The organism is Pseudomonas viridiflava, assembly GCF_900184295.1.
In the GTDB taxonomy this organism is placed as follows: Bacteria; Pseudomonadota; Gammaproteobacteria; order Pseudomonadales; family Pseudomonadaceae; genus Aquipseudomonas; species Aquipseudomonas viridiflava.
This window is the reverse complement of record NZ_LT855380.1, coordinates 4,135,673-4,161,234: the sequence shown is the minus strand read 5'-3', so window position 1 is coordinate 4,161,234 and position 25,562 is coordinate 4,135,673. Positions and strand designations below refer to the sequence as shown.

The 25,562-nt window shown below is 59.3% G+C and carries 18 protein-coding genes and 1 riboswitch; of the genes, 10 read left to right on the top strand and 8 right to left on the bottom strand.

Features of this window, described 5'->3' with window-relative positions:
* Positions 1-271: 271 nt before the first annotated feature.
* Positions 272-1,033, bottom strand: coding sequence for an amidohydrolase family protein (locus CFBP1590_RS18580; RefSeq protein WP_029243394.1), 762 nt, complete (start codon positions 1,031-1,033; stop codon positions 272-274).
* Between the two features lie 37 nt (positions 1,034-1,070).
* The gene (locus CFBP1590_RS18575) at positions 1,071-1,430 is read right to left on the bottom strand and encodes a hypothetical protein (protein WP_004883866.1); all 360 of its coding nucleotides are present in this window, start codon (positions 1,428-1,430) and stop codon (positions 1,071-1,073) included.
* A gap of 382 nt (positions 1,431-1,812) precedes the next feature.
* Between CFBP1590_RS18575 and CFBP1590_RS18570 the strand changes: the two genes are divergently transcribed.
* A complete protein-coding gene (locus tag CFBP1590_RS18570) occupies positions 1,813-6,669 on the top strand; it encodes an NAD-glutamate dehydrogenase (protein ID WP_088235701.1) in 4,857 nt (1,618 codons plus the stop codon).
* A gap of 108 nt (positions 6,670-6,777) precedes the next feature.
* On the opposite strand, the gene mntP is transcribed toward CFBP1590_RS18570, so the two are convergent.
* Positions 6,778-7,344 (bottom strand): manganese efflux pump MntP, encoded by a 567-nt coding sequence (gene mntP / locus CFBP1590_RS18565; protein ID WP_088235700.1) that lies wholly within the window; start codon positions 7,342-7,344, stop codon positions 6,778-6,780.
* A 4-nt stretch (positions 7,345-7,348) separates the two neighbouring features.
* Positions 7,349-7,517: riboswitch (yybP-ykoY riboswitch) on the bottom strand.
* A gap of 256 nt (positions 7,518-7,773) precedes the next feature.
* Between mntP and CFBP1590_RS18560 the strand changes: the two genes are divergently transcribed.
* Positions 7,774-8,319: a DsbA family protein gene (locus CFBP1590_RS18560; RefSeq protein WP_088235699.1), complete on the top strand. Its 546-nt coding sequence runs from the start codon at positions 7,774-7,776 to the stop codon at positions 8,317-8,319.
* A gap of 8 nt (positions 8,320-8,327) precedes the next feature.
* Here CFBP1590_RS18560 and CFBP1590_RS18555 read toward each other — a convergent pair whose 3' ends face one another.
* Positions 8,328-9,233: a DMT family transporter gene (locus tag CFBP1590_RS18555; RefSeq protein ID WP_029243391.1), complete on the bottom strand. Its 906-nt coding sequence runs from the start codon at positions 9,231-9,233 to the stop codon at positions 8,328-8,330.
* Positions 9,234-9,326: 93 nt separating this feature from the next.
* Between CFBP1590_RS18555 and CFBP1590_RS18550 the strand changes: the two genes are divergently transcribed.
* A complete protein-coding gene (locus CFBP1590_RS18550) occupies positions 9,327-10,658 on the top strand; it encodes an aminotransferase-like domain-containing protein (protein WP_088235698.1) in 1,332 nt (443 codons plus the stop codon).
* A 245-nt stretch (positions 10,659-10,903) separates the two neighbouring features.
* Here CFBP1590_RS18550 and acnB read toward each other — a convergent pair whose 3' ends face one another.
* Complete coding sequence (gene acnB, locus CFBP1590_RS18545) at positions 10,904-13,504, bottom strand: bifunctional aconitate hydratase 2/2-methylisocitrate dehydratase (protein ID WP_004883871.1); 2,601 nt, start codon at positions 13,502-13,504, stop codon at positions 10,904-10,906.
* Positions 13,505-13,905: 401 nt separating this feature from the next.
* On the opposite strand from acnB, the gene CFBP1590_RS18540 reads away from it, so the two are divergent.
* The 5 genes from CFBP1590_RS18540 (at position 13,906) to CFBP1590_RS18520 (ending at position 18,609) form a co-directional block, all read left to right on the top strand.
* A complete protein-coding gene (locus CFBP1590_RS18540; protein ID WP_004883872.1) occupies positions 13,906-14,376 on the top strand; it encodes a DUF1289 domain-containing protein in 471 nt (156 codons plus the stop codon).
* Between the two features lie 82 nt (positions 14,377-14,458).
* Positions 14,459-15,070, top strand: a complete 612-nt coding sequence (locus tag CFBP1590_RS18535) for a MiaE family protein (RefSeq protein WP_088235697.1) — start codon at positions 14,459-14,461, stop codon at positions 15,068-15,070.
* Positions 15,071-15,228: 158 nt separating this feature from the next.
* A complete protein-coding gene (locus tag CFBP1590_RS18530) occupies positions 15,229-15,714 on the top strand; it encodes a MarR family winged helix-turn-helix transcriptional regulator (protein WP_057408000.1) in 486 nt (161 codons plus the stop codon).
* Positions 15,715-15,789: 75 nt separating this feature from the next.
* Entirely contained in the window at positions 15,790-17,007 is a 1,218-nt protein-coding gene (locus CFBP1590_RS18525; protein WP_088235696.1) for an HlyD family secretion protein, read from the top strand.
* 63 nt (positions 17,008-17,070) lie between these two features.
* Positions 17,071-18,609, top strand: coding sequence for a DHA2 family efflux MFS transporter permease subunit (locus tag CFBP1590_RS18520; protein ID WP_088235695.1), 1,539 nt, complete (start codon positions 17,071-17,073; stop codon positions 18,607-18,609).
* A gap of 140 nt (positions 18,610-18,749) precedes the next feature.
* Here CFBP1590_RS18520 and lpxH read toward each other — a convergent pair whose 3' ends face one another.
* Both lpxH and CFBP1590_RS18510 read right to left on the bottom strand, forming a co-directional pair.
* Complete coding sequence (gene lpxH / locus CFBP1590_RS18515) at positions 18,750-19,511, bottom strand: UDP-2,3-diacylglucosamine diphosphatase (protein WP_043302822.1); 762 nt, start codon at positions 19,509-19,511, stop codon at positions 18,750-18,752.
* Positions 19,508-20,011 (bottom strand): peptidylprolyl isomerase, encoded by a 504-nt coding sequence (locus CFBP1590_RS18510; RefSeq protein ID WP_025996875.1) that lies wholly within the window; start codon positions 20,009-20,011, stop codon positions 19,508-19,510. Before CFBP1590_RS18510 ends, lpxH begins: the two co-directional genes overlap by 4 nt.
* 208 nt (positions 20,012-20,219) lie before the next feature.
* Between CFBP1590_RS18510 and CFBP1590_RS18505 the strand changes: the two genes are divergently transcribed.
* Positions 20,220-21,914, top strand: a complete 1,695-nt coding sequence (locus tag CFBP1590_RS18505) for a glutamine--tRNA ligase/YqeY domain fusion protein (protein ID WP_088235694.1) — start codon at positions 20,220-20,222, stop codon at positions 21,912-21,914.
* 20 nt (positions 21,915-21,934) lie between these two features.
* Positions 21,935-23,317 carry a cysteine--tRNA ligase gene (gene cysS, locus CFBP1590_RS18500; RefSeq protein ID WP_088235693.1) on the top strand — a complete coding sequence of 461 codons (1,383 nt, stop codon included), beginning with the start codon at positions 21,935-21,937 and terminating at the stop codon, positions 23,315-23,317.
* Between the two features lie 196 nt (positions 23,318-23,513).
* Here the strand turns inward: cysS and CFBP1590_RS18495 are convergent, their stop codons facing one another.
* Positions 23,514-25,373 (bottom strand): sigma-54-dependent Fis family transcriptional regulator, encoded by a 1,860-nt coding sequence (locus CFBP1590_RS18495; RefSeq protein ID WP_029241483.1) that lies wholly within the window; start codon positions 25,371-25,373, stop codon positions 23,514-23,516.
* Positions 25,374-25,562 lie beyond the last annotated feature (189 nt).

Below are 25,562 nucleotides of genomic sequence, written 5' to 3'. Positions count from 1 at the left end.
GTCCTACATGTTTTGTCTGCTCTTTGTAGGAAGTTACAGGCGAGAGCTACTTTCAACAGTAATTGCCTCATGTCTGACCGGCCGCAGACTTGCAGCTGACAAATGACTTTGGGAGGCCTCACTGGTCCTTCGGCGTAGCGCTTTCGCGCAGCAAACACGCACCGTGGGAGGCGGCTTGCCGGCGATGCAGTCGATGCGGTATGTCAGGAAAATCGCGTCATCGTTCATCGCCGGCAAGCCGCCTCCCACGTAAACGTTTTCATTCAGCAGATTACGTATTGTTTGATGACACCCGATAAAACGCCGCAGCATTGCCCCACAACACGTTTTGCGCAGCCGCCTCACCCAGCGCCTCCACTACCAGATCGATATCACCCGGCTCGAACGGCCGGGGTGCGCGGGTCGAGGGCAGGTCGGTGCCGAACATCAGGGCGTCGGGGTTGGCTGCGTGGATGTCCTTCAAAATCGCTGGCACAGCAAAGTCGACCCGCCCGAAGCCGCAGGCCTTGATCCGTACGCCATGCTCGGCCAAACGTAGCAACACAGGCAGGCCTTCGGCACTCAGCCCCAGATGATCGATGCTCACGGCAGGCAGCCTGAGCAGGCGGGTTTCGATGTCGGCCAACTCGCGTGAGTCGATATACAGCTCCGAATGCCAGCCGACCAGATCGTGAACCCTTAGTGCCAGGGCTTCCAGTTGATCGAGCTGTTCAGACCCGCCCCGCTTCAGATTGAAACGCAGGGCCCGTACGCCAGACGCGTTGAGCATTTCCAGCTCTGCATCCGTGACACTGGACGGTAACTGAGTCACGCCTGCGAAATTCGGTCCCAGCCGTTTCAGTGCGGCCAGCAGGTAAGTCTGATCAAAGCCTTGAAACGAGCCCGAAACCACGGCACCACCCCTGACACCCAAGGGTTCGACCTGCGCCAGATAGTCGCTCACCCGGAACGGCTCCGGCAGGAAACCATTGTTGGCCTGAAGCGGATAACCGGGGTCGATGATGTGGCAGTGGGCGTCGAAAATGGCGGGCATGACGGGCTCCTTGTGGTCCGAACGGCAGTAGATGTGATCAGGCGAGTTCGCTTACATAGCTGCCCACGTCTTTCAGAATGATCTGCAGGGTTTCCTCGACTTCGTGCAGTTCGCCTGCCGAGGTGCTGTGCAGGATTTCGTAACGCTCATGGCCGTCCAGTTGCTTGCCGTCCGCGGGATCGATTTCCAGCAGCAGGCGTTCGGCACTAAAGGTCACTTTCAGCGTCGAGACCGTATGCGTCCTGTCGTCCCGAACGGTGATTTCCACTTCGTTTTCATCGGGAAAACGACTCAGCGAGAACAACTCGCCGTTCTCGCTGTGGCAGCAGAGCAGCGCCATGTTGTCGTATTCGTCATCGCAGGGATTGACGATAAGGCTGGCAGTCTTGATGAGCATGTCGGGTTCCGGTTTTTCGAAAGTGGGCGGGCAGGACGGATTTTGCCAGTCCCCGAGACATTTTGTCGGCCATTAATTGGCACTTTCGTGCCGGTTGACCGGCTTGGCGATGACCGAATATGTCGCAGCCTCGTAAGTAGTGTCCGGTCCGCTGTCGTTAAGCTGCACCAAAGACGTGCGCGCACGAAGCCCTCAGGTTTCCTGCTTCTTTTTTTCATGACATGCACTGCGACATTCAAATGTGACTACCCTGACACGACAGGCGTTAGTACTTTAGCTTTACACTCGATCAGGTGGTGTCCATACAACCGGACGCCGGTACACCCGGATCACAACACCTTCTTCAAGCCTCCCCAATAAAAGCCAAAGCGGAGTACCACAGATGGCGTTCTTCACCGCAGCCAGCAAGTCCGATTTCCAGCATCAACTGCAATCGGCACTGGCTCAGCACATCAGCGAGCAGGCACTGCCACAAGTGGCGCTGTTCGCTGAACAGTTCTTCGGCATCATTTCACTGGATGAACTCACACAGCGTCGACTGTCCGACCTCGCGGGCTGCACACTGTCCGCCTGGCGCCTGCTCGAGCGTTTCGAACACGCCCATCCTCAGGTCCGCGTCTACAACCCCGATTACGAGCGTCACGGATGGCAGTCGACTCACAGCGCCGTCGAAGTGCTGCATCATGACCTTCCGTTTCTCGTCGATTCCGTACGCACCGAGCTGAACCGTCGCGGTTACAGCATCCACACCCTGCAAACCACCGTCCTGAGCGTGCGACGCGGCCCGAATGGCCAGTTGCTCGAACTGCTGCCAAAAGGCACCACCGGCGACGACGTATTGCAGGAATCGCTGATGTACCTGGAGATCGACCGCTGCGCCAACGCCAGCGAGTTGAACGTGCTGGCCCGCGAACTGGAGCAGGTGCTCGGCGAAGTCCGCGCCGCTGTCGAAGATTTCGAGCCGATGAAAGCGCGCCTGCGTGACCTGCTTGTCAGCATCGACGCCAACGAATCCAACACCGACGTCGAAGAAAAGGCCGAGATCAAGGTTTTCCTTGAATGGCTGGTGGATAACCATTTCACCTTTCTGGGCTATGAAGAATTCCAGGTCAGCAACGACGCCGATGGCGGGCAACTGATCTACGACGAATCCTCGTTCCTGGGCCTGACCAAGCTGCTGCGTCCGGGCCTGAGCCGCGAAGAACTGCACATCGAAGACTACGCAGTGAAATACCTGCAAGAGCCGATGCTGCTGTCGTTCGCCAAGGCTGCCGTGCCAAGCCGCGTGCATCGTCCGGCCTATCCTGACTTCGTCTCGATCCGTCAGATCGACGCGTCGGGCAAGGTCATCAAGGAATGCCGCTTCATGGGCCTCTACACCTCGTCGGTGTACGGCGAGAGTGTCAGGCAAATTCCTTACATCCGTCGCAAGGTCGCAGAAGTCGAACGTCGTTCAGGTTTCGATGCCAAGGCGCACCTGGGCAAGGAACTGGCGCAGGTGGTCGAAGTGTTGCCCCGCGACGATCTGTTCCAGACGCCGGTCGACGAGCTGTTCAGCACCGTCATGTCCATCGTGCAGATCCAGGAGCGCAACAAGATTCGCGTGTTCCTGCGCAAGGACCCGTACGGCCGTTTCTGCTACTGCCTGGCCTACGTGCCGCGTGACGTGTACTCCACCGAGGTAAGGCAGAAGATCCAGCAGGTGCTGATGGATCGTCTGAAAGCCAGCGATTGCGAATTCTGGACGTTCTTCTCCGAATCCGTGCTGGCCCGCGTACAGCTGATCCTGCGCGTGGACCCGAAGGTCAATCTGGAAATCGACGTCGCCCAGCTGGAAAACGAGGTCATTCAGGCCTGCCGTTCCTGGAAGGACGACTACGCAAGTCTGGTGGTCGAAAGCTTCGGCGAAGCCCACGGCACCAATGTGCTCGCCGACTTCCCGAAAGGCTTCCCGGCAGGCTACCGCGAGCGTTTCGCAGCGCATTCGGCCGTGGTCGACATGCAGCATGTGCTGAGCCTCAGCGAAAGCAATCCGTTGGTGATGAGCTTCTACCAGCCACTGGCCGGTGGTCGTCAGCAACTGCACTGCAAGCTGTACCACGCCGATACGCCGCTGGCGCTGTCTGACGTACTGCCGATTCTGGAGAACCTCGGCCTGCGTGTGCTGGGTGAATTCCCGTATCGCCTGCACCACGCCAACGGTCGCGAATTCTGGATTCACGACTTCGCCTTTACCTACGGCGAAGGCCTGAACCTCGATATTCAGCAGCTCAACGACACGTTGCAGGACGCTTTCGTGCACATCGTCAGCGGCGATGCCGAGAACGATGCGTTCAACCGTCTGGTGCTGACTGCCGGTCTGCCATGGCGCGACGTGGCGCTGCTGCGCGCCTATGCCCGTTACCTGAAGCAGATTCGTCTGGGCTTCGACCTGGGCTACATCGCCAGCACACTGAACAACCACACCGATATCGCCCGCGAGCTGACGCGTCTGTTCAAGACCCGTTTCTATCTGGCGCGCAAACTGGGTTCGGACGATCTGGACGACAAGCAACTGCGTCTGGAACAGGCCATCCTGACCGCGCTGGACGACGTTCAGGTGCTCAACGAAGACCGCATCCTGCGTCGTTACCTGGACCTGATCAAGGCGACCCTGCGGACCAACTTCTACCAGACCGATGCCAACGGCCAGAACAAGAGCTACTTCAGCTTCAAGTTCAACCCGCGTCTGATTCCCGAACTGCCGAAGCCGGTGCCCAAGTTCGAGATTTTCGTTTATTCGCCACGCGTCGAAGGCGTGCACCTGCGGTTCGGCAACGTAGCGCGCGGCGGCCTGCGCTGGTCGGATCGTGAAGAAGACTTCCGGACCGAAGTGCTGGGTCTGGTAAAAGCTCAGCAGGTGAAGAACTCGGTCATCGTGCCGGTCGGTGCCAAGGGCGGTTTCGTGCCGCGCCGTCTGCCGACCACCGGCAATCGCGACGAAGTGCAGGCTGAGGCAATCGCCTGCTATCGCATCTTCATTTCGGGTCTGCTGGACATCACCGACAACCTCAAGGAAGGCGTGCTGGTGCCACCGGTCAACGTGGTTCGCCACGATGACGACGACCCGTACCTGGTCGTTGCCGCCGACAAAGGCACCGCGACCTTCTCCGACATCGCCAACGGCATCGCCATCGACTACGGCTTCTGGCTGGGCGACGCGTTTGCGTCCGGCGGTTCGGCCGGTTACGACCACAAGAAGATGGGCATCACTGCCAAGGGCGCGTGGGTTGGCGTGCAGCGTCACTTCCGTGAGCGTGATATCAACGTTCAGCAGGACAGCATCAGCGTGATCGGCATCGGCGACATGGCCGGTGACGTATTCGGTAACGGCCTGTTGATGTCCGACAAGCTGCAACTGGTCGCAGCCTTCAACCACCTGCACATTTTCATCGACCCGAATCCGGACCCGGCCACCAGCTTCGTCGAGCGTCAGCGTCTGTTCGACCTGCCGCGTTCGGCCTGGACCGACTACGACACCAGCATCATGTCTGCGGGCGGCGGTATTTTCCCGCGCAGCGCCAAGAGCATCGCCATCACCGAACAGATGAAGGCACGCTTTGACATCAAAGCCGACAAGCTGACCCCGACCGAACTGCTGCATGCGCTGCTCAAGGCGCCTGTGGACCTGTTGTGGAACGGCGGCATCGGCACGTACGTGAAGTCCAGCGAAGAGTCCCATGCGGACGTGGGCGACAAGGCCAACGACGCACTGCGTGTCGACGGCAACGAGCTGCGCTGCAAGGTGGTGGGCGAGGGCGGCAACCTGGGCATGACCCAGCTGGGCCGTGTCGAGTTCGGCCTCAATTGCGGCGCGACCAACACCGACTTCATCGACAACGCCGGTGGCGTGGACTGCTCCGACCACGAAGTGAACATCAAGATCCTGCTCAACGAAGTGGTGCAGGCTGGCGACATGACCGAGAAGCAGCGCAACCAGCTGCTTGAAAGCATGACCGACGAAGTCGGCCACCTGGTGCTGGGCAACAACTACAAGCAGACGCAGGCACTGTCGCTGGCCGCTCGCCGTGCCTACGACCGCATCGCTGAATACAAGCGTCTGATGAACGACCTGGAAGCCCGTGGCAAGCTGGACCGTGCCATCGAGTTCCTGCCGGCCGAAGACCAGATCGTCGAGCGCGTATCGGCCGGTCATGGCCTGAGCCGTGCCGAACTGTCGGTGCTGATCTCCTACAGCAAGATCGACCTCAAGGAAGCGTTGCTGGAATCCCGTGTCCCGGATGACGACTACCTGGCACGTGACATGGAAACCGCGTTCCCGCCATCGCTGAGCGCCAAGTTCTCCGTGGCCATGCGCGGTCACCGTCTGAAGCGCGAAATCGTCAGCACCCAGATCGCCAACGATCTGGTCAACCACATGGGTATCACGTTCGTGCAGCGACTCAAAGAGTCGACCGGCATGAGCGCTGCCAACGTGGCCGGTGCCTACGTGATCGTGCGTGACATCTTCCACCTCCCGCACTGGTTCCGTCAGATCGAAGCGCTGGACTACAAGGTGTCGGCAGAAATCCAGCTGTCGCTGATGGATGAGCTGATGCGTCTGGGCCGTCGTGCCACACGCTGGTTCCTGCGCAGCCGTCGCAACGAACTGGACGCCGGTCGTGACGTGGCGCACTTCGGTCCGCACATCGCCGCACTGGGTCTCAAGCTCGACGAGCTGCTGGAAGGTCCGACCCGTGAAGTCTGGCAGGCGCGTTATCAGGCCTATGTCGAAGCCGGTGTGCCGGAATTGCTGGCGCGCATGGTGGCAGGCACCACGCACTTGTACACGCTGCTGCCGATCATCGAAGCCTCCGACGTCACCGGGCAGAACGCTGCCGACGTGGCCAAGGTGTACTTCGCCGTAGGCAGTGCGCTGGACGTGACCTGGTACCTGCAGCAGATCAGCAGCCTGCCGGTGGAAAACAACTGGCAGGCCCTGGCCCGCGAAGCGTTCCGCGACGACATCGACTGGCAACAGCGGGCGATCACCGTATCGGTCCTGCAGATGCCGGATGGTCCATCGGACGTGGAAGAGCGCCTGGCGCTTTGGCTCGAACAGCACGCCCTCATGGTCGAGCGCTGGCGCGCCATGCTGGTCGAACTGCGTGCCGCCAGCGGCACCGACTACGCCATGTACGCCGTCGCCAACCGCGAGTTGCTGGACCTGGCCATGAGCGGACAAGCCATCACGGTGTGATGGTTTGACCGGCCGTTAACAAAAAACCCGCCTTGAGAGAGGCGGGTTTTTTGTATGGGTCTGAAACACGTTGTCGCAGCCGGGCGTGTTGTTCGCCCGTTCAGTTGATCAAGCGGCGGACAAGTGTTCGTAGAGGATGGTCGCGCCGACGAGCATCAGCACCACACCACCGACGATTTCGGCGCGCTTGCCGACAACCGTTCCCAGCGCACGACCCAGCATCACGCCAATGGTGACCATCACGGTTGTTGCCAGGCCTATCGCGGCAGCAGCTACCAGAATATTGACGTCCACGAATGCCAGGCCCACGCCGACTGCCAAGGCATCGATACTGGTTGCGAAAGCGGTGACTGCCAGGATCAGAAACGAGTGCTGACCGGGTTTTTCCTCTTCTTCATCGTCGTGTTTGAGCCCGTTGTAGATCATGTGCAAGCCCAGCGCGAGCAGCAGGGCAAAGGCGATCCAGTGATCCCAGCTTTCCACGAACCGGGTTGCAACCTGTCCGATGCTCCAGCCGATGATTGGCGTAATGGCCTCGATAACGCCGAAGATCAATCCTGTTCGCACGGCTTCGATAAAACGAGGCTTGTGAAGGCTGGCACCTTTACCCAAGGCAGCCGCAAAAGCGTCCGTCGACATGGCAAGAGCGAGGAAAATGAGGGAGATGGGATTCACGGTCAACATCCAGTCGGGCTATGAGTCAACGACGCGTCCACACGCCCGACTTTAGGCATGGATGCATCGTTGGTCTCGCCAACCAGAAGGTGTTCGCACCACGGCATGTTGCCGAGAATGTTGACGCGAACGCTCCATGACCGAAGTCCAGAGCAGGCTACTCCCCAACAAGGGAGGCCACTATAGACACATGAATGTGAAAAAGATATTAAACGGCAACGCGCTATTCAAGTGCTGACAGGCAAGCTGTGCCAGTTCGTAACAGGTCTTGACGGAACTCATGGGCGCCACTGACGTTCAGTTGCAAAGGCTGCTGTTGGTCGTTCGTGATGTTGGCGCCTATCCCGACCGGCAGAGCATTGTTATGTCGGCCGCTCGGTCTTTAAAGCCATGACGCCTCGACAGTCATTCAAAAGAGAGCAACTCATCATGCAGGCAGACGCACTTACCTGGGGTCAAGGCCCTCGCATTCTTGAAGTATTCCTTGAGCCCACGTGCCCGTTTTCGGTCAAGGCTTTTCGCAAGCTCGACAAGCTGCTGGAACAGGCTGGCGAGGACCGCCTCACGATCAAAATTCGTCTCCAGTCCCAACCGTGGCACATGTTTTCCGGCGTCATCGTGCGCTGCATCCTGGCCGCTTCGACCCTTGAAGGCGGCAAGAATAAGGCCAAGGCCGTGATGGCAGCCGTTGCTGCGCATCGCGCCGAATTCGAATTCGAGCACCACGCCAGCGGACCCAATCTCGACGCCACACCGAACGACATCATTGCCCGGCTGGAAGGCTACAGCGGCGTCCAGCTGGTCGAAGCGTTCGCGCAGCCCGAGCTTGAGCACGTCATCAAATGGCATTGCAAATACGCCCGGCAGAATGGCATTCATGTGTCCCCGACCTTTATGGTCGACGGTCTGGTGCAGCCTGCCATGAGCAGTGGCGATGCGATGGAGCAGTGGCTTTCGCAGCTTCAGCTCGATTGAAAGGCGCTTCATCGGGGTTTATTGGAAAAACTCTTGGCCCCAGCGACGCAACCGATCACTGCAACCGTGACGCCCAGCATGCCCAGGCTGACAGGTTCATCGAGCAATAGGGCGGCCAACGCCAGGCCGAAGAACGGTTGCAGCAGTTGAAGCTGACCGACCGCGGCAATGCCGCCCTGTGCCAGCCCTCGATACCAGAAAACGAAGCCGATCAGCATGCTGAAAACCGAGACGTAGAACAGGCTGCTCCAGGCCCCGACAGTTATTCCTGACAGCGAAGAGGGCGCTCTGATCAACGCCAGTGGCAACATCACGGGAAGGGCGATCACCAGTGCCCAACAAATGACCTGCCAGCCGCCCAAGTCTCTCGACAGTCTGGCACCTTCTGCATAACCCAGCCCGCAGACGATAATAGCCAGCAGCATCAGGCCGTCTCCTGTTGCTGATGTGCTGATGCCTTGAGACAGCGCAAACCCCACCACCATAGCGCTGCCCAGAATCGAGAACAGCCAGAACGCACGACCGGGGCGTTCACCGCCGCGCAGCACGCCGAAGACGGCGGTCGCCAATGGCAACAGACCAATGAAGACGATGGAGTGCGCCGAGGTGACGTGCTTCAGCGCCAGTGCGGTCAGCAACGGAAAACCCAGCACCACGCCAGTGGCGACGATGCACAGCGAAAACAGCTGATGCTTTGCCGGACGTTTTTCCCTGAGTGCCACAAGCATGCCGATTGCCAGCGCTGCTGCAATGGTCGCGCGGGCAAAGGTCAGGAACAGCGGATCGAATTCCATGACGGCAACTCGTGTGGCAGGTAACGAGCCGCTGAAGATCAACACACCGATCAGGCCGCTCAGCCATCCGCTGCCTTTTGTATGAGCGGTCTTATGGAGTGGGTTCAAAGCCTGTTCCATGGGTTCTTCTCACGGCTGTTCAATCGGTGGGGATTGAGTCATCGTAGGGCTGTGATTCAATACAATCAAAAAATCGTCATGGATACATTTACGATGCCTGTCGCGCGTTACAAATCGGTAGTCGATCAGCTGGCAGCGGATATTCGTGGCGGAAGACTGCTGCCGGGCACGCGTCTGTCTACCCATCGCAAGTTGGCGGCAGACCATGGGTTGGCGTTGGCGACAGCCACGCGAGTTTATGCTGAGCTCGAAGTCATGGGTTTGGTCAGCGGTGAGGTCGGGCGTGGCACCTTCGTGCGCGAAACTGCGCTTTCACCGGGGCTTGGCATTGATCAGAAGGCCGTAGCCGTCGGCATGATCGACTTCAATTTCAATTACCCGTCACTGCCCGGTCAGGCTGAGCTATTGCGAATGGCATTACGGCAGCTGGCTTTGTCAGGTGATCTGGATTCGTTGTTGCGTTATCAGCCTCATGCCGGACGTACGCATGAACGTGCCGCGGTTGCGCGACATTTGAGCGTACGGGGGCTGACGGTAGAATCCGAGCAGGTGCTGATCGTCAACGGCGCGCAACAGGGGCTCGCAGTTGCGTTGATGGCTTCGCTCAAGCCGGGTGATGTAATCGCTGCCGATGCGCTCACTTACTCCGGATTCAAGGTGCTGGCGCAGGCGCTGCATTTGGAAGTCGTGCCGATTCCTGCGGGGGTTGAAGGGCCTGATCTGGAGGCATTGGAATATTTGTGTAAGAGTCGTCGGATAAAGGCGCTGTACATGATGCCGACGCTGCACAATCCGCTCGGCTGGGTGATGAGTCTCGAGGTACGTGAACAGTTGGTGGTTTTAGCGAGAAAACACGACCTGCTGATCGTTGAAGACGCGGCGTATGCGTTCCTGGCTGACAACCCTCCAGTACCGCTGGCACAGCTTGCTCCAGAGCGGACGGTCTATGTGTCAGGGCTTTCCAAGAGCGTCGCTACCGGGTTGCGGGTAGGGTTCGTCGCCGCGCCTCTCGACAAAGTGTCCGCGATGGAGCGAACCATTCGTGCGACCACCTGGAACACGCCAGGCGTGCTGACAGCCATTGCGACCGGCTGGCTTGAAGACGGCACCGTCCTGAAACTCGAGGCAGAGAAACGACTCGACGCCGAGGCCCGACAAGCAGCGGCTCGCGAGGTGCTTGAAGGCATTGAGTTCGTCGGCCACCCCTCGTCCTATTTTCTCTGGCTCCCATTACCAGAGGATGCCCGCGCCGACCAGATCGCCTTGGCCTTGTTGCAGGAAAAGGTCGCTGTATCGACCGCCGAGCCTTTCTCGATATCCACCAGCACGCCGCATGCACTGCGACTGGCGCTGGGGTCGGTGAGCATGGATGAACTACGGGACGGGCTGGGTAGGGTGAAGCGAATTATCGAGGTTTATCTGTAGCCTTTATTATTTTGAGCATTCAGCCAATTCGTGTTTCGCGTCTGAGTCCCATGTGACGCGGAGCATCACGTGCTGCATGTCCACGCGGAGCGTTGGCACGATCAGTCTCAACCCATCACCGATCGTTCCTCACGCTCCAGCGTGGGAATGCCTCTCTGGACGCTCTGCGTCCGCTTTTTCTGCTTTATCGAAGGTATAAAAAAACCCCGCACAAGGCGGGGTTCTTTCAACGCTGTGTTTCGCTATTACGCTTGAACAACCGGGATGTTGGCGTTCGCTGCGGCTTCACGGAACTCGGCGATCTGATCGAAGCTCAGGTAGCGGTAAACGTCCGCTGCCATGGTGTCGATCTGTTGCGCGTAGCCCATGTACTCCTCGACGGTCGGCAGGCGACCCAGGATCGATGCGACGGACGCCAGCTCGGCCGAGGCCAGGTAGACGTTCGCGCCGTCACCCAGACGGTTCGGGAAGTTACGGGTCGACGTCGATACCACTGTCGAGTTCGGCTCTACGCGTGCCTGGTTACCCATGCACAGCGAGCAGCCCGGCATTTCCATGCGCGCGCCAGCCTTGCCGTAGATGCCGTAGTAGCCTTCTTCGGTCAACTGGTGAGCGTCCATCTTGGTCGGCGGCGAGAGCCACAGGCGTGTCGGCAACTGGCCCTTGACCTGATCCAGCAACTTGCCCGCAGCGCGGAAGTGGCCGATGTTGGTCATGCAGGAACCGATGAACACTTCGTCGATCTTCTCGCCCTGTACCGAAGACAGCAGGCGGGCATCGTCCGGGTCGTTCGGCGCGCAGAGCACAGGCTCTTTGACGTCGGCCAGATCGATCTCGATGATTTCAGCGTACTCGGCGTCCTTGTCGGCTTCCAGCAGCTCTGGGTTGGCAACCCAGGCTTCCATCGCCTGAGCACGACGCTCCAGGGTGCGCGGATCACCGTAACCCTGTTCGATCATCCAGCGCAGCAGCGTGATGTTCGAGTTCAGGTATTCGATGATCGGCTCTTTGGCCAGCTTGATGGTGCAACCGGCAGCCGAACGTTCGGCCGACGCGTCGGACAGCTCGAAAGCCTGCTCGATGCTCAGGTTGTCCAGACCTTCGATTTCCAGAATGCGGCCAGAGAACGCGTTCTTCTTGCCTTTCTTCTCTACGGTCAGCAGGCCAGCCTGAATTGCGTAGTAAGGAATGGCGTGAACCAGGTCGCGCAGGGTGATGCCAGGCTGCATCTTGCCCTTGAAGCGAACCAGGATCGACTCAGGCATGTCCAGCGGCATGACGCCAGTGGCGGCAGCAAACGCAACCAGACCGGAACCGGCCGGGAAGGAGATACCGATCGGGAAGCGGGTGTGCGAGTCACCACCGGTGCCGACGGTGTCCGGCAGCAGCATGCGGTTCAGCCAGCTGTGGATGATGCCGTCGCCCGGACGCAGGGAAACGCCGCCACGGGTCATGATGAAGTCAGGCAGCGTGTGGTGCGTCTTGACGTCGATCGGCTTCGGATAGGCCGCGGTGTGGCAGAAGGACTGCATGACCAGATCGGTCGAGAAGCCCAGGCAGGCCAGGTCTTTCAGCTCGTCGCGGGTCATCGGGCCAGTGGTGTCCTGGGAGCCGACGGTGGTCATTTTCGGTTCGCAGTAGGTGCCCGGACGGATACCTTCCACGCCGCACGCCTTGCCGACCATCTTCTGCGCCAGGGTGAAACCCTTGGTGCTTTCGGCTGGCTGGTCAGGCGTCTTGAACAAGTCGAAGGCTGGCAGGCCCAGTTCGGCACGTGCCTTGCTGGTCAGGCCGCGGCCGATGATCAGCGGGATACGGCCGCCGGCGCGGACTTCGTCCAACAGCACCGGGGTCTTCATTTCGAAGGTGGTGATGACTTCGTCGCTGTCGTGCTTGCAGACTTTGCCAGCGTACGGGTAAACGTCGATCACATCGCCCATGTTGATGTTCGAGACATCGAATTCGATCGGCAGGGCGCCTGCGTCTTCCATGGTGTTGTAGAAGATAGGAGCGATCTTGCTGCCGAAGCAGAAGCCGCCGGCACGCTTGTTCGGCACGTAAGGAACGTCGTCGCCGAAGAACCACAGTACCGAGTTGGTCGCCGATTTACGCGAGGAGCCGGTACCGACCACGTCACCGACGTAGGCGATAGGGAAGCCCTGGCCGCGCATTTCTTCGATCTGCTTCATCGGACCGATGGAGCCCTGTACGTCCGGAACGATGCCTTCACGGGCCATTTTCAACATGGCCAGAGCGTGCAGCGGGATGTCTGGACGCGACCAGGCATCAGGCGCTGGCGACAGGTCGTCGGTGTTGGTTTCGCCGGTGACCTTGAAGACGCGCAGGCTGATCTTGTCGGCCAGCGTCGGGCGCTTCTTGAACCACTCGCCGTCGGCCCAGGACTGAACGACTGCCTTGGCGTGAGCGTTGCCGCTCTTGGCTTTTTCGGCCACGTCGTGGAAGGCGTCGAACATCAGCAGCGTGTGCTTGAGCTGTTCGGCAGCGACCGGCGCCAGAGTAGCGTCGTCGAGCAGGTCAACCAGCGTGACGATGTTGTAGCCGCCCTGCATGGTGCCCAGCAGTTCGGTTGCACGTTTTTTGTCGATCAGGGGAGAAGTGGCTTCGCCCTTGGCCAGGGCAGACAGGAAACCGGCCTTGACGTAGGCAGCCTCGTCAACGCCTGGTGGAACGCGATTGGTGATCAGATCGACAAGGAAAGCTTCTTCGCCAGCCGGGGGATTTTTCAGCAGCTCAATAAGGCCTGCGGTTTGTTCGGCGTTAAGCGGCTGGGGCACGATACCCTGGGCGGCACGCTCTTCGATGTGTTTACGGTAGGCTTCAAGCACAGTATTACCCTCATCAGTGGTCCCAAATGGGTGTCCGGGACGCTCATCCAGAAATTGTCCGTACCCACGCAAGACTTTGGAGCCTTGTTGGCAGGGTGTCGGCAATTCCTAACAGAAGCTGTTTTCAAAGTTTTACGCCTGCAGGACGGGGAGGAGAGGCGGTCGACACGGCCATCCGTGATGAGGGGATGGCCTGTCGACGCCGCACTGCGGGATTAACTTGACTGTGCTCGTGACGCTTTGAAAACAGCTTCCAACGGACATTGGCGCCTTAAAAGGCTCGCTGATTCTACGGCAAATCTGAACTAAAGGTAAGTTAGCCCCTACATGTTCGGGGGTGAAAGTGCTTAGACAAAGGACTAATATGGGCCCTTGTTTCGCCTGCCCAAGCCCCGCCAGCCATGCCTGATCACATCATCAAAACACCCTGCGTCGGCCTTTGCTCCACTGTTTACGGGGATTTGGTGTGCCGTGGCTGCAAACGCTTCCACCATGAAGTCATCCACTGGAACGGTTACAACGAAGACGAAAAAAGAGCCGTCTGGTTGCGTCTGGAACAGTTGCTGGTTCAGGTCATGACCGCCAAGCTCGAAATCTTCGATGCCGACAAACTGCGGCTGCAGCTTGTCCAGCGCAAGATTCGCTTCGTGCCGCACCAGTCCGAATATTGCTGGGCCTATCAATTGATCGCTCGCGGTGCGCGGGTCATCAGTCAGGTGGAAGCCTACGGTTTCGTGTTGTTACCCGAATTTCGTAATTGGTCGCTGCCTGAGTTACGTGATGCGATCGACCGCGAGTTCTTTTTGCTCTCCGAGGCGCATTACCAGCGTTATATAGCGCCGGGCTTTCTCAAGGATGCCTTCGGCGCCTGATCCGCCGCCGCGCTTTTGTCTCGCGGGACGTCGATAGCCCTCGTATAATGCCGCGCTTTGCCTTTGCGCCATGTGTGAGCCTATGTACCCGATCCCTGAAATCGAAGCCTTTCTGCTTTGCCGTACGCCCGACAGCTGGGTTCAGGCTGCATTGCGCAACCTCGACATCCTGCTGATCGACCACGCGAACAATGAGAAGAAGGCGGCAGGGGCGGCGTTCCAGTTCATGTTCCAGTACAACGACAAGTTCGACCTGCTGGCCAAGATGTCGCGCCTGGCCCGTGAAGAGCTGCGTCATTTCGAGCAGGTGATCAGCATCATCCGCAAGCGCCAGATTCCGATGGCCAACATAAGCTCGGCGCGTTATGCCGGGGCGTTGCGCAAGCTGGTGCGTAATCACAACCCCTACCGCCTGACCGATGCGCTGGTGGTGGGTGCCATCGTCGAAGCCCGTTCCTGTGAGCGTTTCGCCGCGCTGGTGCCGCACCTGGATGAGGACCTGGCCAAGTTCTACGGCAGTCTGCTCAAGTCCGAAGCGCGGCATTTTCAGGATTACCTGAAGCTGGCTTACACCTATGGCGACAAGGCAGACGTGGACGTCAAGATCGAAGAGATTCGTCTGGCCGAGCGCGAGCTGATCGAAAGCCCTGACGAGGAATTTCGTTTTCACAGTGGCGTACCTGTCGCCGCCTGATCCGGCGCGCCATTTCGGCCAGCGACAAAAAACGACCGTCTTACCAGCGGTCGTTTTTTTATGCTTTTTTAGTAAGCAAGCTAACAAATACTTTGACAATAGCTGTCTAGGCAGTAATATTTTGTAATCACTGCCTAGGCAGCTTTCCGGGTGATTCCTTGAAACATTTCAGTCCTGAAAATTTTGATTCCAGCCTGATCGGGCTGCTGGTCGGGCGTACCAACGCGCTGAAAGACCGCATGCTGGACAAGTACCTGCTGCCGTACGACGTCACGTTCGCGCAGTTCAAGGTGCTGATCATCATTGCCCAGTTTTCGACGGATACGCCGGTGGAATTGTGTCGGCACCTGTCGCTGGACAGCGGTTCGATGACTCGCATGCTGGACCGTCTGGAACAGAAGGGGTTGATCGTCCGCACCCGTTCGGAAACCGATCGTCGTCAGGTGCGTGTCGCCCTGACGTCTCAGGGACAAGCGCTATCCGACCTGCTGCCGCAGATCGGTGCCGATGCCATGAACGACACCTTCGCTGCCCTCGACGCTGAGGAAGTGGAAGTGCTGCGCCGGATTCTGACCAAGGTGCTGGTCGCCGCCGACGACCATATCGCCCTGACTCGCCTGAGCTTCAACGCCAAAGGCAAATAAATACGAATAGCCCGAAGTTGAGGGCGGCCGGTCTGGCCGGATCTCAGCCGTTCTGCCGACTTGAAGGTAATTGCCATGGCCACTGCCGCCGCTGAAAACACGTCTGCCCCTGAACAGAAACAGCCAAACGCCCCGAAATCCGGCAAGCGCAAATTCCTGCTGGCCGGTCTCGCCATCATCGTCGTTCTCTGTGGACTGGCGATATGGGGCTGGTATGAGTTTTACGGTCAATGGAGCGAAGAGACCGATGACGCCTACGTGAGTGGCAACGTGGTGGAAATCACGCCGCTGGTCACCGGCACGGTTATCAGTATTGCCGCAGACGACGGTGATCTGGTCCGCGAAGGTCAGGTCCTGCTGCGTTTCGATCCAAGCGATGCCGAAGTCGGGCTGCAGAGCGCCGAAGCCAATCTGGGCAAGGTCGTGCGTCAGGTTCGCGGCCTGTACAGCAACGTCGATGGCATGAAGGCTCAACTGGCCGCGCAACGTGCGGCAGTGCAGACGGCTCAGGATAACTACAGCCGTCGTCGCAGTCTGGCGGCCGGTGGCGCAATCTCCCAGGAAGAGCTGTCCCATGCCCGGGACCAACTGACCAGCGCACAAAGTGCCCTGAACAACATCCAGCAACAGTTGAGTACCAGTGTGGCGCTGGTTGATGACACCGTCGTGTCTTCCCACCCGGACGTGAAGGCGGCGGCTGCGCAGTTGCGTCAGGCCTATCTCGCCAATGCGCGGACAACCCTGGTCGCACCGGTGACCGGTTACGTTGCCAAGCGCAGCGTACAACTGGGCCAGCGTGTCCAGCCTGGCACCGCGACCATGGCCGTGATTCCACTGGATCAGCTGTGGATCGATGCCAACTTCAAGGAAACTCAGCTGGGCAAGATGCGTATCGGTCAGCCGGTGGAAATCAGCTCCGACCTGTATGGCAGCGACGTGAAGTACAGCGGCACCATCGACAGCCTGGGCGCGGGGACCGGCAGCGCGTTCGCGCTGTTGCCAGCCCAGAACGCGACCGGCAACTGGATCAAGATCGTCCAGCGTGTGCCGGTCCGGGTCCACATCAACCCTGAAGAGCTGGCGCAACACCCGCTGCGCATTGGTCTGTCGACCACCGTTGAAGTCAATCTGCACGACCAGAGTGGTCCGATCCTGGCGCAGCAGCCTCCGAAGCAGGCTGCGTTCACTACCCAGGTCTACACCGAACAGCTGGCTGATGCCGATGCCTTGATCGCGCGCCTGATCCATGAAAACAGCGCGGCCAGCGACAAAAGCAAGACCGCCCAGCGCTGATCCGCCCATCCGCCTGCCCCGGTCTTTCGGCCGGGGTGTCGCCCACGTTTTCAGGGATTCGCGATGAGCACCAACGCCCCCGCTTCCTTTACGCCTCCCAGCCTGTTGCTCTGCACCATTGGCCTGTCGCTGGCGACCTTCATGCAAGTGCTCGATACCACCATCGCCAACGTGGCCCTGCCGACCATCGCAGGCAACCTGGGTGTCAGCTCGGAGCAGAGCACCTGGGTCATCACCTCGTTTGCCGTCAGTAACGCCATCGCGCTGCCCCTGACCGGCTGGCTGAGCCGTCGCTTCGGTGAGGTCAAACTGTTCCTGTGGGCGACCCTGCTGTTTGTGCTGGCTTCGTTTATGTGCGGGATATCCACGTCGATGCCCGAGCTTGTAGGCTTTCGGGCCTTGCAGGGCATCGTTGCCGGGCCGCTTTATCCCATGAGCCAGACCTTGCTGCTGGCGGTCTATCCGCCTGCGAAACGGGGCATGGCGCTGGCCTTGCTGGCGATGGTCACGGTGGTCGCGCCCATTGTCGGGCCGATTCTGGGCGGCTGGATTACCGACAGTTACAGTTGGCCCTGGATCTTCTTCATCAATATTCCGATCGGCCTGTTCGCAGCCTTGGTGGTGCGCACGCAGATGGCCAAGCGTCCGGTCAACACCCAGCAACAGCCGCTGGATTACGTCGGGCTGATATCCCTGATCATCGGCGTCGGTGCGCTGCAGGTCGTGCTGGACAAAGGCAATAACCTGGACTGGTTCGAGTCGAATTTCATCGTCATCGGCGCACTGATTTCGCTGGTAGCGCTGTCGGTATTCGTGATCTGGGAAATGACCGATAAACATCCCATCGTCAATCTGCGGCTGTTCGCCTATCGAAATTTTCGGGTCGGTACACTGGCGATGATTGGCGGGTATTCAGGGTTTTTCGGCGTCAACCTGCTGTTGCCACAATGGTTGCAGACGCAGATGGGCTACACCGCGACCTGGGCCGGACTGGCGTTGGCGCCGATTGGTATCCTGCCGGTGTTGATGTCACCCTTCGTTGGCAAGTACGCGCACAAGTTCGACCTGCGCCTGCTGGCCAGCCTGGCGTTCCTGGCCATGGGCCTGAGCTGTTTCATGCGTGCAGACTTCACCAATCAGGTGGATTTCCAGCACATCGCCATGGTGCAGTTGTTCATGGGGATAGGCGTCGCGCTGTTCTTCATGCCGACCCTGAGCATTCTGCTATCGGACCTGCCACCCAACCAGATTGCCGATGGTTCAGGCCTCGCCACCTTCCTGCGTACGCTGGGCGGCAGCTTCGCGGCATCGCTGACGACCTGGATCTGGATTCGCCGTGCCGAGCAGCATCATGCGTACCTGAGCGAAAACATTAGCACCTATGACCCGGCCACACGGCATGCGCTCGACACGCTGGGCGGTGCCGGTCCGCAGGACTACGCGCAGCTGGAGCAGACGCTCAACAGTCAGGCGTACATGATGTCGACGGTGGATTACTTCTACATGCTGGGCTGGTTGTTCGCGGGGTTGATTTTGCTGGTCTGGTTCGCCAAACCACCGTTCGCCGCCAAAGCAGGACCGGCGGCCGGAGGAGGGCATTGATAGCGGGTTTGGCTGGGTAAACATAGACCGACGCCGCTGTATGATCGTGCCCATCGCTCTGCGTGGGCATGCCGCCTGTGACGCTCCGCGTCACAAATGGCACAGACTGCAGGTTCAGTAAGGGAGACAGCTGCCTTTATTTACAACGAAGGCGGCAACGCCAGCGTGCGATTCTCTTCCGGCACAAAATCGAACGAACCCAGGCTGAAACCCTGTTCGTCCACCTGCAGCGCCCAGCCCTGACGATCCCAGTCGCCCAGCACGATACGTCTGGCGGCCACGTCGCCGAGCTGCAGTTTATGTATGGCAGGGCGATGCGTGTGGCCGTGGATCAGCGTGTGCACACCGAATTGCTGCATGATTCGCGGCACTTCTTCAGGCGTCACATCGACAATGTCGTTGGCTTTCATGCGGGTCTTTGCGCGACTTTCATTGCGCAGCTTGCGCGCCAGTTTGTGGCGGGTCTTCAAGGGCAGGTGACGCAGAATGAACAGCGTCAGCGGATGGCGCAGGTAGCGGCGCATCCTGATGTAGCCCACATCACGCGTGCACAGGCTGTCGCCGTGCATCAGCAGCACCGGCTCACCGTTCAACTGCACCACGGTCGGGTCGGCCAGCAGCGTACAACCCGCTGCCTTGCAGAAACCCTTGCCGATCATGAAGTCGCGGTTGCCGTGCATCAGAAAAATTCGGGTACCACTGTCGCTCAGTTCGCGCAGGGCCTTGCAGATCGAAAGCTGGAACGGCGACATGGCGTCGTCACCGATCCAGGCTTCGAAGAAATCCCCGAGGATATACAGCGACTCGGCTGTGCGAGCCCGGCCTGCGAGTAAATCCAGAAACGCCCGGGTAATATCCGGGCGTTCTTGCTCAAGATGCAAATCGGAGATCAGCAGTATCACTCAACGATCTCTGCTTTTTCGATGATCACGTCTTCGACAGGAACGTCCTGGTGGCCGGCCTTGCTGCTGGTGGCAACGCCCTTGATCTTGTCGACAACGTCAGTGCCTTCGATCACTTCACCGAACACGGCATAGCCCCAGCCCTGAACGGTCTTGGCGCTGTGGTTCAGGAAGGCGTTGTCAGCCACGTTGATGAAGAACTGCGCGGAAGCCGAATGCGGCTCCATGGTGCGGGCCATGGCGACTGTGTACTTCTTGTTCGGCAAGCCGTTATCGGCTTCGTTCTGGATGCTCGGACGCTTGTCTTTCTTTTCCTTCATGCCTGGCTCGAAACCACCGCCCTGGACCATGAAGTTGCCGATCACACGGTGGAAAACGGTATTTTCATAGTGGCCAGCGTTGACGTATTCGATGAAGTTGGCAACGGTCAGCGGTGCTTTTTCTGCGTTCAATTGCAGAACGATGTCACCGTGGTTGGTAGTCAGTTTTACTTTGGACATAGGAGAGTCGATCTCTTGGCGTTCATGAAGGGGCGCAATATCACCCTGACGTGCAGTTTACAGGCGAGGTTACATTTTTCGCGCTTTTTGCCGCTTTTCTGCCTGCAACCCTGCACTCTGTTGTCAGGGACTTGACAGCTTCGGCTATGATAAGCGCTTTGATTTAGTCGGCCTACCCTGGCCGCGCACAAGTATGTCCAAGGATCCTATGAGCAAGCCCACTCCAGAACCCGCTGCGAATACAAAGGCAGGCCCTGTCGTACCGACCAACTTCCTGCGTCCGATCGTGCAGGCTGACCTGGATTCGGGCAAACACACCCGGATCGTGACCCGCTTCCCGCCAGAACCGAACGGCTATCTGCACATCGGTCACGCCAAGTCGATCTGCGTGAACTTCGGTCTGGCCAACGAGTTTGGTGGCGCGACGCACCTGCGTTTCGACGACACCAACCCGGCCAAGGAAGACCAGGAATACATCGACGCCATCATGAGCGACGTGAAGTGGCTCGGCTTCGAGTGGGCGGGCGAAGTGCGTTACGCCTCGCAATACTTCGATCAACTGCACGACTGGGCCGTTGAGCTGATCAAGTCCGGCAAGGCTTATGTGGACGACCTGACCCCCGAGCAGGCACGCGAATACCGTGGCACCCTGACCGAGCCTGGCAAGAACAGCCCGTTCCGTGAGCGCAGCGTCGAGGAAAACCTGGACCTGTTCACCCGCATGAAAGCCGGTGAGTTCGAAGACGGTGCTCGCGTACTGCGCGCCAAGATCGACATGGCGTCGCCGAACATGAACCTGCGTGATCCGATCCTGTACCGCATTCGTCACGCGCACCATCACCAGACCGGTGACAAATGGTGCATCTACCCGATCTATGACTTCACCCACGGTCAGTCAGACGCCATCGAAGGCATTACCCATTCGATCTGCACGCTGGAGTTCGAAAGCCATCGTCCGTTGTACGACTGGTTCCTGGACAACCTGCCGGTGCCGTGCAAGCCGCGCCAGTACGAATTCTCGCGCCTGAATCTGAGCTACACCGTGACCAGCAAGCGCAAGCTCAAGCAACTGGTTGACGAGAAGCACGTCAACGGTTGGGATGATCCGCGCATGTCCACGCTGTCCGGCTTCCGTCGTCGTGGCTACACGCCGGCTTCGATCCGCAACTTCTGCGAAATGGTTGGCACCAACCGTTCCGACGGCGTGGTGGATTTCGGCATGCTCGAATTCAGCATCCGTGATGACCTGGATCGCAATGCGCCACGCGCCATGTGCGTGCTGCGTCCGTTGAAAGTCGTGATCACCAATTACCCGGAAGGCCAGGTCGAGAAGCTCGAACTGCCGCGTCACCCCAAGGAAGACCTGGGCGTGCGCGAACTGCCGTTTGCTCGCGAGATCTACATTGATCGCGACGACTACATGGAAGAGCCGCCGAAAGGCTACAAGCGCCTTGAGCCGAACGGCGAAGTGCGTCTGCGTGGCAGCTACGTGATCCGTGCCGACGAGGCCATCAAGGACGCCGACGGCAACATCGTCGAGCTGCGCTGCTCCTACGACCCTGACACCCTGGGCAAGAACCCTGAAGGCCGCAAGGTCAAGGGCGTTATCCACTGGGTTCCGGCCGAAGCCAGCGTGGAATGCGAAGTGCGTCTCTACGACCGTCTGTTCCGTTCCCCTTCGCCCGACAAGGCCGAAGATGGCGCTACGTTCCTGGAAAACATCAACCCTGATTCCCTGCAGGTCCTGACAGGTTGTCGTGCTGAACCATCGCTGGCTAATGCACAGCCGGAAGACCGGTTCCAGTTCGAACGCGAAGGCTACTTCTGCGCCGACATCAAGGATACGAAACCTGGTCGTCCGGTCTTCAACCGCACAGTGACACTGCGCGATTCCTGGAGCTGATGTACCACGGGGGTAGGAAAGTGCTTTCCATCTACAACACGCTCACCAAGAGCAAAGAAGTTTTCAAGCCGCTGGATGGCAACAAGGTGCGCATGTACGTCTGCGGGATGACCGTGTACGACTACTGCCACCTGGGCCACGGCCGCAGCATGGTCGCGTTCGATCTGGTGACGCGCTGGTTGCGGTTCAGCGGCTATGAACTGACGTATGTGCGCAACATCACCGACATTGACGACAAGATCATCAACCGTGCGCGTGACAACGGCGAGTCGTTCGACGCGCTGACTGCGCGCATGATTGACGCCATGCACGAGGACGAGGCTCGCCTCAATATCCTCAAGCCGGACATGGAACCGCGTGCCACCGATCACATCGCCGGCATGCACGCCATGATCCAGACCCTGATCGACAAGGGTTACGCTTACGCGCCGGGCAATGGCGATGTGTACTACCGCGTCGGCAAGTTTGTCGGCTACGGCAAGCTGTCGCGCAAGAAAATCGAAGACCTGCGCATCGGTGCGCGAATCGAAGTGGACGAGTCCAAGGACGATCCGCTGGACTTCGTGCTCTGGAAGGGCGTCAAGCCGGGCGAGCCGAGCTGGGATTCGCCATGGGGTCCGGGTCGTCCGGGCTGGCATATCGAGTGCTCGGTGATGTCGACCTGCTGCCTGGGTGACACCTTCGACATTCATGGCGGCGGCAGTGACCTCGAGTTTCCGCACCATGAAAACGAGATCGCCCAGAGCGAAGCGGCGACCGGCAAGACGTACGCCAATGCGTGGTTGCACTGCGGCATGATCCGCATCAATGGCGAGAAGATGTCCAAGTCCTTGAACAACTTCTTCACCATTCGCGACGTGCTGGAGAAATACCACCCGGAAGTGGTGCGTTACCTGCTGGTATCGAGTCACTACCGGAGCGCGATCAATTATTCCGAGGACAGCCTGCGCGAGTCCAAGGCAGCGCTGGAGCGCTTCTATCACGCGCTCAAGGGCCTGCCGGTCTCCGAGTCTGTCGGCGGCGAAGCGTTCGTCGAGCGCTTTACTGCTGCAATGAACGACGACTTCGGCACGCCCGAAGCCTGTGCCGTGCTGTTTGAAATGGTGCGCGAGATCAACCGTCTGCGTGAGACCGATCCTGCAGCAGCAGCGGGTCTTGCGGCGCGTCTCAAGCAACTGGCCAGCGTGCTGGGTGTGTTGCAGCTGGAGGCTGACGACTTTCTACGCGCAGGTGCAGAAGGTCGTGTCGATGCCGCTGAAGTGGAAGCGCTGATTCAGGCGCGTCTGGCAGCGCGTGCTGCCAAGGACTGGGCCGAATCCGACCGCATCCGCGACCAGATCACCGCCATGGGCGTTGTGCTGGAAGACGGCAAGGGCGGAACGACCTGGCGTCTGGCGGACTGAAGTCGAAACGAGAGTGTCTGGCTGGATGCATAACGACTGGGAGGCGGCTTGCCGGCGATGGCGTCAGTTCATTCACTGATCTGATCGTTCCCACGCTCTGCGCTCATCGTTATACACAAGTCCGCCTCGACACTGATCGTGCCCACGCGGAGCGATGGGCACGATCAGTGTCGAGGCGGGCACTGCCTGACGTCGATCAGGTTTCGCCGCCTTGCTGTTCCCGTAAGCGTTTGTACAAGGTGTTGCGGCTTACCCCGAGTCGCTTCGCCAGCTGCGAAATATTCCCTCCGGCTGCCTGAAGCAGATCATTCAGGTCGTCGGTGTTTTGCAGGCGATCCTGGACATCCCCGGCTGTCTGTCTGTCACTGCGCTGCTCACCCATTCCTGCATCCAGAAAGAAGTCTTCCGGCAAATGATCGGTGGTGATCGGCTGATCGTCGGCCAGTGCCAGCGCCACCTGAATCACGCTGTTGAGCTGGCGGATATTGCCCGGCCATGGGTGATGCTCGAACAGCTCAAGCACTTCCCGTGAAAAACCGGCCCGCTGGTGCGGGTCCCGATGCCGTTCCCAGATGCGTTGCACCAGCGTGTGCTTGTCGGTTCTTTCGCGCAGCGGCGGCAGCTCGATGTTCAGGCCGCTGATCCGGTAATACAGGTCCTGACGAAAATGCCCGGCCTGCACCTGATCGCGCAACGTGCGGTTGGTGGCCGATACCAGGCGGATATCCACTGAATACAACTCGCCACCACCCAGCGGCTGAACACAACGCTCTTGAAGGACCCGCAGCAGACGCGCCTGCACCGACATCGGCATGTCACCGATTTCGTCCAGAAACAGTGTGCCCTTGTCGGCCTTGCGAATCAGCCCGATGCTGCCTTTCTGGCTGGCACCCGTGAACGCGCCCTTGGCGTAGCCGAACAGCTCAGCTTCCACCAGATCGGCCGGAATCGCCGCGCAATTGACCGCGATCAGCGGCTGACTGGCCCGCGAGCTGGCCTGATGCAGCGCCTTGACGAACACTTCCTTGCCGACCCCGGTCTCACCATGGATCAACAGCGGAATGTCTTTTTCCAGCAGACGCTGCGCCTGGATAACAGCCTTCTCGACGCGGGCATCGCCCAGGCTGATGGCTTGCAGATCCAGGCTTCGGGCGACCATCGGAGCAGGAGTGGCTGTCGTAACCGCATGCAGTTGCAATGGCTTGCGTCTTGGACGCTTGATCAGGCACTGGAAACGGTTGTTGCCGAATGCCTGCAGTGCAAAAGGCCGGGCTTCGGGCTCGCTGAGCAGTTGCAGGATCGGGCATTTGAACAGCGTCTCGATGCTGACGCCGGCGAGCCTGACGCCCAGCAGGGTATCGGCACGGCGATTGGCGCAGAGAATCTGGCCGCTCTCGTCGAAAATCAGCAGTCCGGCCCACTGGCTGTCGAGGTTGTTCAGGCCTGTATTGAAGATCAGCTGGAAATGCGTGTCGCGAAACTGGTCGAGGATCAGCCGGTTTTCCACCGACTGGCTCATCATCTTGACCATGCCCAGGGTGTGGGAGGGCGGCAGGAAGCTGTCACTTGAGACATCCAGTACCGCAATGATGCGCCGGTCGGCGTCGAATATAGGCGAGGCCGAGCCGGTCATGAAGCGGTTGGCCTTGAGGAAGTGTTCGTCAGGCTCGATATGGATGGCCTGTTCACAGGCCAGCGCGGTGCCGATGGCGTTGGTGCCGGTGCCTCGTTCACTCCAGCTGGCTCCCGCCAGAAAGCCCTGATGCGATGAATCGCCGAACCGCTGAGTGCCCCATGACTTGAGCAACTGGCCCTGGGGATCGGCCAACAGGATCAGGCAATTGGAATTGCTCAGGATGTTTTCATAGACCGGCAGTACTTCCTGATGGGTCGTCTGCACCAGCGCGTTGTGGCGTTCCAGCAGCTGTGAGACTTCCGACCCGGGCAACTGGCCGAACGACGGACGCGTCTGATGGCTGAGACCGAAGTCCCGGCAGCGTGTCCATGAATCGCGAATGATGATGTCGTGCGCAAGCGAAGTGCTGGATTGAGCCATGGCAAAACCTGCAAGGATGACGTGTTGTTTTTATTTTCAGGTTTCGTCGCGTGTCCATCCTGGCGTGCAACGTCCATCCAGTGTCGTTCAGATGTGTTCAAAGTCAACGTTCATTTTGTTCAGTTGTTCAGCGTTTACTGTTCATTTTTGTTCAGCTATGAAGCGGCTTTCGCTCAATGAATACGGGCG